This is a genomic window from Pseudomonas sp. Emmai, from assembly GCF_055179735.1.
This window is the reverse complement of sequence record NZ_CM143685.1, coordinates 774,178-783,086: the sequence shown is the minus strand read 5'-3', so window position 1 is coordinate 783,086 and position 8,909 is coordinate 774,178. Positions and strand designations below refer to the sequence as shown.

Genomic DNA, 8,909 nt, shown 5'->3' with positions numbered 1-8,909 from the left:
ATGTCTGGTTAACCGCATGCAATGGTTTCACGACTGCTGCGCAGCCGAACGGGGGCAAGCCCCCTCGCCACAGAGATTCTCACTGATTCGTTTCCTGCTCCTGGGTTGTGTCCTGCTGCTGAGCGCCTGCGCCAGCCGCGCCCCGCTGCCCGAGCACAGCCCGAGCCTGGCGCTGCCGCTGCAATTGCATATCCAGCGTCTGGCGGCGGACCAGCGTCAGGACTGGGTGTTGGTGATTCAGCAAGAAGGCCCGGCCCTGCGTTGGTCGATGATGGATTTACTGGGCATTCCCCAGGCCCGGCAGAAGCTGATCGACGGCGCCTGGCAGGCCGACGGTCTGCTGCCGCCGAACCCGGAAGCCCGGGAACTGTTCGCCGCATTGTTGTTTGCGTTGACGCCGGAAGGTGAGTTGCAGAGCAACTATCCCGTCGCCTGGCAGCATGGCGCGCAACGAACCTTGCCCGAGCGCTGGGACGTCCGATATTCACGCCCGATGAGCTTTGAATTGAACCTGCCCAAAGGCCCGAAATACCAAGTCACGCCGCTGAACGGGGACACGCCATGACTGCCTGGTTGAACGCCTTGGGGGTGATCTGCGCCCTGGGTCACGACAAACGGGAAGTCGCGCGCAACCTGTTTGCCGGCGATTGCTCCGGCATGCGCAGCGAGGCGGGCTGGGTGACGGGACGTTCATTGCCGGTGGCCGCGGTGCAGGGCGAACTCGCGCCGATTCCCCCGGAACTGGCCGACCAGCGCAGCCGCAACAATCAACTGCTGCTGGAAGCGGCGCTGCAAATTCGCCCGGACATCGAGCAAGCGATCCAGACCTACGGCCATGACCGCATCGGCATCGTATTGGGCACCAGCACCTCGGGCATCGACGAAGCCAGTCGCGGGTTGGCGCATTACATCCGTGAGCATGAATTCCCCGCCGACTACGATTATCGGCAGCAGGAACTCGGCGCACCGGCGAATTTCCTGGCCGACTGGCTGCAATTGAGCGGCCCGGCCTATGTGATTTCCACCGCGTGCACCTCCAGCGCCCGGGCCTTGATGAGTGCCCAGCGCCTGCTCGACCTGGGGTTGTGCGATGCCGTGCTGTGCGGCGGCGTCGACAGTTTGTGCACACTGACCCTCAATGGTTTTTCGGCCCTGGAAGCGGTGTCCGAGCAGCGCTGCAACCCGTTCTCGGCCAACCGCAACGGCATCAACATTGGTGAAGCGGCGGTGCTGTTCTTGATGAGCAAGCAAGCGGGCGACGGCCCATCGATTGCCCTGCTCGGCAGCGGCGCCAGCTCCGACGCGCACCATATTTCTGCGCCAGAACCCACCGGCCGTGGCGCCCAGCAAGCCATGCGCAAGGCCTTGAGCCGCGCCGCTCTGCAACCGTCGCAAATCAGCTACCTGAACCTGCACGGCACCGCCACCCAGCACAACGACGCCATGGAAAGCCTGGCGGTCGCTGCGCTGTTCCCGGACGGCGTGCCCTGTTCGTCGACCAAACCGATGACCGGCCACACCCTCGGCGCCGCCGGGGCCCTGGAAGCGGCGTTCTGCTGGTTGAGCCTGAGCGCGGACAACCCCGAGCACGCCCTACCACCACACCTCTGGGACGGCCAGCCCGACCCCGACTTGCCGCCATTGAACTGGGTGACGCCGGCCCATCGCCTGGCGTCCATTGCACCCCGCTACCTGATGAGCAATTCGTTTGCCTTCGGTGGCAATAACGTCAGCCTGATTATCGGAGACGCCCCATGATTGCCTGGCCGCTCGCCGAACTGCTGCCTCACGCTGGCGACATGATCCTCATCGAGCAGATCCTGTCGTTCGATGACGAGCAGATTCACACTCGCCTCACCGTCAAGCCCAATGGCCTGTTCAACCGCCCCGACGGCAGCCTGCCGGCCTGGGTCGGCATCGAACTGATGGCCCAGAGCGTCGCCGCCTACGCCGGTTGCCATGCCCGGGCCCGTGGCGATGCGGTGGAGCTGGGCTTTTTGCTCGGCACCCGCAAATTCGAATGCAACGTCGAACACTTCCCCGCCGGCACCGAGCTGACCATCCACGGCCTACGCTCGCTGGAAGACGACAGCGGCATGGGCGTGTTCGAATGCCACATCAACGCGCCCGGCATCCACGCCACCGCCCGGCTCAACGTGTACCGCCCGCCGCAAGCGGCGCAATACCTTCAAGAAATCCAAGGAGTCGAGTGATGACTGAATTCGTACTGGTCACCGGCTCCAGCCGTGGCATCGGCCGCGCCATCGCCTTGCGCCTGGCCCAGGCCGGGCATGACATCGTGCTGCATTGCCGCAGCGGCATGGCCGAGGCGATCGCTGTTCAAGGCGAAATTCAGGCGTTGGGCCGTAATGCCCGCGTGCTGCAATTCGACGTGTCCGACCGCGCCAGTTGCAAAGCCATTCTCGAAGCCGATGTCGAAGCCCATGGTGCCTATTACGGCGTGGTGCTCAACGCCGGGCTGACCCGTGACGGTGCTTTTCCGGCCCTGAGCGAGGATGATTGGGACGTGGTGATGCGCACCAACCTCGACGGTTTCTACAACGTGTTGCACCCGGTGATGATGCCGATGATTCGTCGTCGCGCCGCCGGGCGGATTGTGTGCATCACGTCGGTGTCCGGCTTGATCGGCAACCGTGGCCAGGTCAACTACAGCGCCTCCAAGGCCGGGTTGATCGGCGCGGCGAAAGCGTTGGCGATCGAACTGGGCAAGCGCAAGATTACCGTCAACTGTGTCGCACCCGGCCTGATCGACACCGCCATGCTCGACGAAAACGTGCCGGTGGAAGAACTGATGAAAATGATCCCCGCACAACGCATGGGCACCCCCGAAGAGGTGGCCGGCGCCGTGAATTTCCTGATGTCGGCGGAAGCCTCGTACATCACCCGCCAGGTTCTGGCCGTCAATGGAGGCCTGTGCTGATGAAGCGCGTCGTCGTCACCGGCATGGCCGGCATTACTTCACTGGGCAGCGATTGGGACACCATCGCCGGCAACTTCGCGGCCAACCGCAGCGGCATTCGCCGCATGGACGAGTGGGATCGCTTCACTGAACTCAACACGCGCCTGGCTGGCCCCATCGATGATTTCAAAGTCCCGAGCCACTGGACCCGCAAGCAACTGCGCAGCATGGGGCGCGTTTCGCGCCTGGCTGTGGGTGCTGCTGAGCAAGCGCTGGCCGACGCCGGGCTGTTGGGCGACGAATCGATCAAGGACGGGCGCATGGGCGTCGCTTGTGGTTCGTCCACCGGCAGCACCGACGAGATCAAGGCATTCGGCAACATGCTGCTCAACTCGGTGGCCGAAGGCCTGAACGCCAACTCCTACGTGCGGATGATGCCGCACACCACGGCAGCGAATATCAGCATCTTCTTCGGCCTCACCGGCCGGCTGATCCCGACCTCCAGCGCCTGCACCAGCGGCAGCCAGGGCATCGGCTACGCCTACGAATCGATCAAGTTCGGGCGCCTGCCGCTGATGCTCGCCGGCGGCGCCGAAGAACTGTGCCCGACCGAAGCCATGGTCTTCGACGCGCTCTACGCCACCAGCCTGAAAAACGACGCGCCGCAAACCAGCCCACGTCCGTACGACAAGGGCCGCGATGGCCTGGTGATCGGTGAAGGCGGCGGCATGCTGGTCCTCGAAGAGCTGGAACACGCCCTGGCCCGTGGCGCGCACATCCATGCCGAACTCGTCGGTTTCGGCAGCAACGCCGACGGCCAGCACACCACCCGTCCCGAGCAGGTGACCATGCGCCGCGCGATGGAACTGGCGCTGGAAGATGCCGGTTTGCAGCCGTCGGACATCGGCTACGTGAACGGTCACGGCACGGCTACAGAACAGGGCGACATTGCCGAAACACTGGCCACCAGTGCGCTGTTCGGTGAACACATGCCGATCAGTTCGCAGAAAAGCTTCCTCGGTCACACGTTGGGTGCCTGCGGTGCGCTGGAGTCCTGGTTCAGCATCGAAATGCTCAATCGCGACCTGTACGTGCACACCTTCAACCTCGACGAGATCGACCCGCACTGCGGCAAGCTCGACTACCTGCGCGGCGAGTTCCGGCAGATGAGCAACCAATACGTGATGAACAACAACTTTGCCTTCGGCGGCGTCAACACTTCGCTGATCTTCCGCCGCTGGTCGTAACCGAACTAATCCGGGTCAAGGAGACCTCCATGCACTTCAAGAAACTCGCTACCGCCGCCACCCTGCTGATCTGCGCCCTGCCGGCCATCAGCCAGGCCCGTGACACCGCCGTGTACCTGCCCTTCGACAAAGCCGTCGCCGAAGCCACCCGCACCGGCAAAATCGATGGCAGCGTGAAGTTCTACCTGGCGGGCAACAATCCGGCCGGCAACGTCACCGTCCTCACTGCGGGCTCGGTGACCAACAAGAAAACCAACGCCTTCAACAAGACCGACACCGTGGCCTGCGAATGGGTCGCGCAATCGGCCATCATCAGCCTGCACGAGGCGGCCAAAAGCGCCGGCGCCAATGCGGTGACCAACATCGTGAGTTTCTACAAAAGCAATGAGCGTAAAGACGCCAAGAACTATGAGTGCCACGCCGGCGCGATCATGGCCGGTGTTGCGTTGAAAGGGGATTTGGTGAAGGTTCAGTAAGGCCAGAAACGACAAAGGGCGCCTTTTCAGGCGCCTTTTTTTTGAGCCCGTTTTGATCGGACGCGGAGCGTTGATCGTTCCCACGCTCTGCGTGGGAATGCAGCCCGGGACGCTCCGCGTCCCTTGCCGATGCGGACGCGGAGCGTCTATCGAGGCATTTCCACGCAAGGACGTGGGACGAACATCTCGCTAGCTTCCATCCCGGTAAAAAAATGAAACAGGGAAAGCACCGTCCACGATTTCAGAAACATCCCACAGCGAGACCTTGAGCTTCCCGGTAGGGTCAAGGCCCCGGCGATCTGCCGGGATATTCCAGGGATGAAAATATGACCAGAAAGGCAGTAATTGTTTTTAGCGGCGGCCAAGACTCTACGACCTGCTTGATCCACGCCTTGCCAAACTACGATGAAATACATTGCATCACGTTTGATTATGGACAGCGGCATCGGGCGGAAATTGAAGTTGCACTTCAACTATCAGAAAAACTTGGCGTAACAGTGCACAAGGTTCTCGATGCGGCATTATTAAATGAGTTGGCGGTTAGTAGCCTGACTCGAGATAACATTCCAGTACCAACGAGCTCTAGCTCTGGGGACGGCCTGCCAAATACCTTTGTACCTGGTCGAAATATTCTATTTTTAACACTGGCTTCTATTTATGCGTATCAAGTTGGCGCCCAGACTTTAATCACAGGAATTTGCGGGGCAGACTTCTCCGACTATCCAGACTGCCGAGATGATTTTATAAGCTCCTTAAATAAATCTGTTGATTTGGGGCTGGACTATAGACTGCGCTTTGAAAACCCACTCATGTGGCTAAACAAATCGGAAATCTGGGCCTTGGCAGAGTATTACAATCAGCTCGACCTGATTTATGACGATACGCTTACTTGTTACAACGGATTAAAAGGAAGCGGTTGTACCAGTTGTAGCGCATGCACTCTTCGCCTGAACGGCCTGAATGATTTCCTGGCCAACAAGACAAATACGATGAATAGTTTAAAAGGCAAACTTCAATTGAAATAATGCCCCCACTAAAGTGAGGGATTCACCCCAACCCTCACTTACTATACCGAAGGAGATCCAGCAATATGCTTTTTAAACAAACTTCTTGCTCCATACGCTGGCAATATATTAAAAACAGCAAAACACATTTTTATGGCTATCTGCACATAAATTATATTCAGTATTTCGGCGCTTTGCATAGCCCCATAAAATGCGATAAAGCAAAAAATAAAGCTATCTATTATTACCGCAAAAAACGAACTCAAAAAAACCCGTAGAAAAAGAAATCTGGAGTTTGTGAGCTCTTTTATCTTGCAAAGTAAATAAGAATTAATATATTCGGAGCAAAGAAAAGATATGGAAGATGCTACCAACACGGAAGAGAAGTAAGTAATCACCTCTCCATAAGGCGCATCTAACTTCCACCCAGGAAGTCCTGGGAGATAGCTAGTGACAGTCAACAGTAAAACTATAAAAGCGTTACTGGCAAACGCAAACAATATAGCTTTTCTTGCAAGCCTGAATCCATAAAACTCGTTTAACAAATCGACCACTAAAAAAGTTAACGGATAAAGAAATACTCCCGGAGTAACGACAATATCAAATTGTTTCAAATAGACAAGCTTTGCCGCAGCGACATTAGCAAAAATGTAAAGCGTAAAAAGTAATAAATTTAGCCCTACATACAAAACCCACGATCTTTCATGGCGATCTGCTATTTCATACGCAGTCAATACGTCTCCACGGGAATAAAACTTCTTATATATGCTTTTTATTTCTGCCCTGTTTAAATTATCCAATATTTCGCTTTTCAACACCTCACCCAACTTTACCTTTATAACCTTCCCAGTAGAAACAACCATAATTACAGCAAGACTTTTGTTATTCTCAAAACCCAACAACTTATACTTGCTATTTTCTAACTCACTAACGCTAACCATTGAACCGTTCCTCTATAACCTCCCCAACAACGATAACATCAGAAGTTAAAAAGCACTGGTTGGATATAAATAGCTTCCTTGTCGTTTTGTCATAGAACAGCTTATCTCTATCACCGCTCGACAGTCCTTTTTTTACTATCAACAAGTCACCTGATTCATTCACCCCATCAATTTCGTTTTCCAGAAGCACACCTATCAAATTGCAGCCAACTCCAAAATAGTAGGTTAAAGGACAAGTAGTTGCCAACTCACCGATTCTTTTATCTAGACTTTGAATCAGTAGACTTTCCTTTATGACAGGGACTGCAGCCGGATTCATATTCCCTTCCAAGGAAATATTACTCTCCACTACTTCTCTTTCTTCAAAATCAACACTTTCAATTTCTTTATACGAAACTCCGAAAAAGTCAGAAATCTTCCGAATTGTGGATTGCTGCACATTAACTACTCGCCCCTCCAATATATTATATATTGTGGTCCGAGTTAAACCACTTGCATTGCACAAAGATATTTGCGTCTCTCCACGACTTTTTATCAAGTACCTGACATTGTTTTTCAACGTTTCTGATTTTTCTTTTTTATACATGGGAAACATACCACTACTTATAGTTATAAAAAACTACGAGCCCTAGCCTAGCATTTATGATGACCTGTTTTGCAAGGCCAGAGCCTACATATATAGCCTCTCACACAAAAACAATGTCATAAAAGCACAAGAAAAACCGTTAGCTAATATTTCACAATCGTAATTAATGGCCAAATGTAGGAATTCTCTTACAGAAAAGACGACAACCAAATGAGCCAAGTTAAACAAAGCGCAACAACCCAATTCCGCTTGAATACAAACCATGCACAGCATGAGGTAAGCGCCAAGCAACCGAAATTAATCATTTAGCTAAACAGATGTTAACTTTTCTGATTAAGCTTAATAAATTTTATAATAATGACTTTACCGCCGCGCCAACTTGAGTACAGTGATCAACCAAGTCTCCACCAACAACATGAGACTTATACCTCTTTAACTTGTAAGGAGCGCCTGCATGAAAAGGAAAGATCCCAACGATACTGAATCGCCCAACAGTTCAAACAGCGAAAACATCGATTTATCCAAACTCTCCGAAATCACCGAGCCCCTGGTCAGCGCACGCCTGCGCAATCCCAACCGCCCCGATCCGGTCAGCCATGTCTTTGCCATCCTCCCAACCGTCGACAAGGAGACTCTGCTCTGTCACGCCTGTGAAACTCTGGCATCCCTGAACGTCATGAGCACCGATCTGGCCGACGAACTGGAAAGCTCTCGCCGCAATGTGGCGCTGGCCATCCAGCAACTGGCCGCGATGGCCGAGTTGTTGGTTAACCGAGCATTGGACCTCCTGGAGTTGCCCAAAGAGCTACGCGATCCTCCACCCACCAGCAACGCCTGAGCTATCGCGTACTTTTTCCAACTGGAGGTTTTTTGTCATGGATAGATACATGCCCATCACCGGCATCGACTGCACCATCGCGTCGCTGGTGATCGATACACAAGCACCGCTGGACGTATTGCACGAAACAGCGGCCTACCGCATCCGCACCGCAACTCAGCTATTGGAGAACATCGCGTTTAACGAAGGTATTCATAGCGAGCTGGCGCGGGTATTGGTGACGTCATTGCGCGATGGCTGCGATTTGATGGATGTGATCGGGCGACGATTGCAGATGCAAGTCTCTGCCTAGGATAGAAACGGGCGACCTGACGAGGCCGCCCGTTTTTTTCTGAGAATCCTGATTCATACCACGAGCACGAGCGACAGTCCCGATAGCCTTGGCGATGAAAGCAGGATCACCCCCGGCTTCCTCCACGCAAGCATTCAAATAGTTAGCCATGTCCTCTTCGGTCTTGAGGTACTCGGCAGAATCCCAACGAGTGAATTGTTCTGTCATGGGTTTTGCTCCTGCCAGGACTTCGGGATCAGCTGGCTTGTTGATCGTTCCCACGCTCTGCGTGGGAATGCAGCCCGGGACGCTCCGCGTCCCTGCCGAGGCGGACGCGGAGCGTCCATTGAGGCATTCCCACGCAGGAGCGTGGGAACGATCATCGTCAAAGATCGCAGGCTGCGCCAGTTCCTACAGGGTTGGTATTGTGTCGTCTGGCGATGATGGCTGATCTTTGTGAGCGCTGCGCACTCATGCGGGAGCAAGTTCTCTCGCCACAATGACAAAGGGCGCCTTTCGGCGCCCCTTCGCAAACAGGTCGGCTTGTCATCGCCCTTCACCTGTCTGGCTCTGCGATGGCTGGTTACCCAGGATCCTCAGAGTCTCACAAGCCCCTTTCGGGTTCG

Annotated in this window: 12 protein-coding genes; 9 read left to right on the top strand and 3 right to left on the bottom strand. The window is 55.0% G+C overall.

Annotation, left to right across the window (positions count from 1 at the left end; translation table 11 throughout):
• Positions 1–82 precede the first annotated feature (82 nt).
• The 7 genes from ACY4LX_RS03495 (at position 83) to queC (ending at position 5,668) form a co-directional block, all read left to right on the top strand.
• Complete coding sequence (locus tag ACY4LX_RS03495; protein ID WP_463260560.1) at positions 83–565, top strand: hypothetical protein; 483 nt, start codon at positions 83–85, stop codon at positions 563–565.
• On the top strand, positions 562–1,758 hold the full coding sequence (locus ACY4LX_RS03490) for a beta-ketoacyl-[acyl-carrier-protein] synthase family protein (RefSeq protein ID WP_463259175.1): 1,197 nt from the start codon (positions 562–564) through the stop codon (positions 1,756–1,758). Before ACY4LX_RS03495 ends, ACY4LX_RS03490 begins: the two co-directional genes overlap by 4 nt.
• Complete coding sequence (locus ACY4LX_RS03485) at positions 1,755–2,213, top strand: hotdog family protein (RefSeq protein WP_149659186.1); 459 nt, start codon at positions 1,755–1,757, stop codon at positions 2,211–2,213. Before ACY4LX_RS03490 ends, ACY4LX_RS03485 begins: the two co-directional genes overlap by 4 nt.
• A complete protein-coding gene (fabG, locus tag ACY4LX_RS03480; RefSeq protein WP_149659185.1) occupies positions 2,213–2,941 on the top strand; it encodes a 3-oxoacyl-ACP reductase FabG in 729 nt (242 codons plus the stop codon). Before ACY4LX_RS03485 ends, fabG begins: the two co-directional genes overlap by 1 nt.
• The gene (locus ACY4LX_RS03475) at positions 2,941–4,167 is read left to right on the top strand and encodes a beta-ketoacyl-ACP synthase (protein ID WP_149659184.1); all 1,227 of its coding nucleotides are present in this window, start codon (positions 2,941–2,943) and stop codon (positions 4,165–4,167) included. The genes fabG and ACY4LX_RS03475 overlap by 1 nt, the downstream gene beginning before the upstream one ends.
• A gap of 29 nt (positions 4,168–4,196) precedes the next feature.
• On the top strand, positions 4,197–4,643 hold the full coding sequence (locus ACY4LX_RS03470) for an excinuclease (protein ID WP_149659183.1): 447 nt from the start codon (positions 4,197–4,199) through the stop codon (positions 4,641–4,643).
• Positions 4,644–4,969: 326 nt separating this feature from the next.
• Positions 4,970–5,668 (top strand): 7-cyano-7-deazaguanine synthase QueC, encoded by a 699-nt coding sequence (queC, locus tag ACY4LX_RS03465; protein WP_463259174.1) that lies wholly within the window; start codon positions 4,970–4,972, stop codon positions 5,666–5,668.
• Between the two features lie 41 nt (positions 5,669–5,709).
• Here queC and ACY4LX_RS03460 read toward each other — a convergent pair whose 3' ends face one another.
• Both ACY4LX_RS03460 and ACY4LX_RS03455 read right to left on the bottom strand, forming a co-directional pair.
• On the bottom strand, positions 5,710–6,588 hold the full coding sequence (locus ACY4LX_RS03460; RefSeq protein WP_463259173.1) for a queuosine precursor transporter: 879 nt from the start codon (positions 6,586–6,588) through the stop codon (positions 5,710–5,712).
• Positions 6,581–7,174 carry a helix-turn-helix transcriptional regulator gene (locus ACY4LX_RS03455; RefSeq protein WP_463259172.1) on the bottom strand — a complete coding sequence of 198 codons (594 nt, stop codon included), beginning with the start codon at positions 7,172–7,174 and terminating at the stop codon, positions 6,581–6,583. The genes ACY4LX_RS03460 and ACY4LX_RS03455 overlap by 8 nt, the downstream gene beginning before the upstream one ends.
• Before the next feature lie 454 nt (positions 7,175–7,628).
• Between ACY4LX_RS03455 and ACY4LX_RS03450 the strand changes: the two genes are divergently transcribed.
• A complete protein-coding gene (locus ACY4LX_RS03450) occupies positions 7,629–8,012 on the top strand; it encodes a DUF6124 family protein (RefSeq protein WP_463259171.1) in 384 nt (127 codons plus the stop codon).
• 37 nt (positions 8,013–8,049) lie between these two features.
• On the top strand, positions 8,050–8,304 hold the full coding sequence (locus ACY4LX_RS03445) for a hypothetical protein (RefSeq protein ID WP_133837898.1): 255 nt from the start codon (positions 8,050–8,052) through the stop codon (positions 8,302–8,304).
• Here ACY4LX_RS03445 and ACY4LX_RS03440 read toward each other — a convergent pair.
• Positions 8,236–8,511 (bottom strand): addiction module antidote protein, encoded by a 276-nt coding sequence (locus ACY4LX_RS03440; RefSeq protein ID WP_463259170.1) that lies wholly within the window; start codon positions 8,509–8,511, stop codon positions 8,236–8,238. The genes ACY4LX_RS03445 and ACY4LX_RS03440 overlap by 69 nt on opposite strands.
• Between the last annotated feature and the right edge of the window lie 398 nt (positions 8,512–8,909).

Bases quoted from the DNA above. Each gene is read 5' to 3' on its own strand.
- ACY4LX_RS03445 (WP_133837898.1), top strand. From the start codon at position 8,050: ATGGATAGATACATGCCCATCACCGGCATCGACTGCACCATCGCGTCG.
- queC (WP_463259174.1), top strand. From the start codon at position 4,970: ATGACCAGAAAGGCAGTAATTGTTTTTAGCGGCGGCCAAGACTCTACG.
- ACY4LX_RS03470 (WP_149659183.1), top strand. From the start codon at position 4,197: ATGCACTTCAAGAAACTCGCTACCGCCGCCACCCTGCTGATCTGCGCC.
- ACY4LX_RS03460 (WP_463259173.1), bottom strand. From the start codon at position 6,588: ATGGTTAGCGTTAGTGAGTTAGAAAATAGCAAGTATAAGTTGTTGGGT.
- ACY4LX_RS03440 (WP_463259170.1), bottom strand. From the start codon at position 8,511: ATGACAGAACAATTCACTCGTTGGGATTCTGCCGAGTACCTCAAGACC.
- ACY4LX_RS03485 (WP_149659186.1), top strand. From the start codon at position 1,755: ATGATTGCCTGGCCGCTCGCCGAACTGCTGCCTCACGCTGGCGACATG.
- ACY4LX_RS03475 (WP_149659184.1), top strand. From the start codon at position 2,941: ATGAAGCGCGTCGTCGTCACCGGCATGGCCGGCATTACTTCACTGGGC.
- ACY4LX_RS03455 (WP_463259172.1), bottom strand. From the start codon at position 7,174: ATGTATAAAAAAGAAAAATCAGAAACGTTGAAAAACAATGTCAGGTAC.
- ACY4LX_RS03490 (WP_463259175.1), top strand. From the start codon at position 562: ATGACTGCCTGGTTGAACGCCTTGGGGGTGATCTGCGCCCTGGGTCAC.
- fabG (WP_149659185.1), top strand. From the start codon at position 2,213: ATGACTGAATTCGTACTGGTCACCGGCTCCAGCCGTGGCATCGGCCGC.
- ACY4LX_RS03450 (WP_463259171.1), top strand. From the start codon at position 7,629: ATGAAAAGGAAAGATCCCAACGATACTGAATCGCCCAACAGTTCAAAC.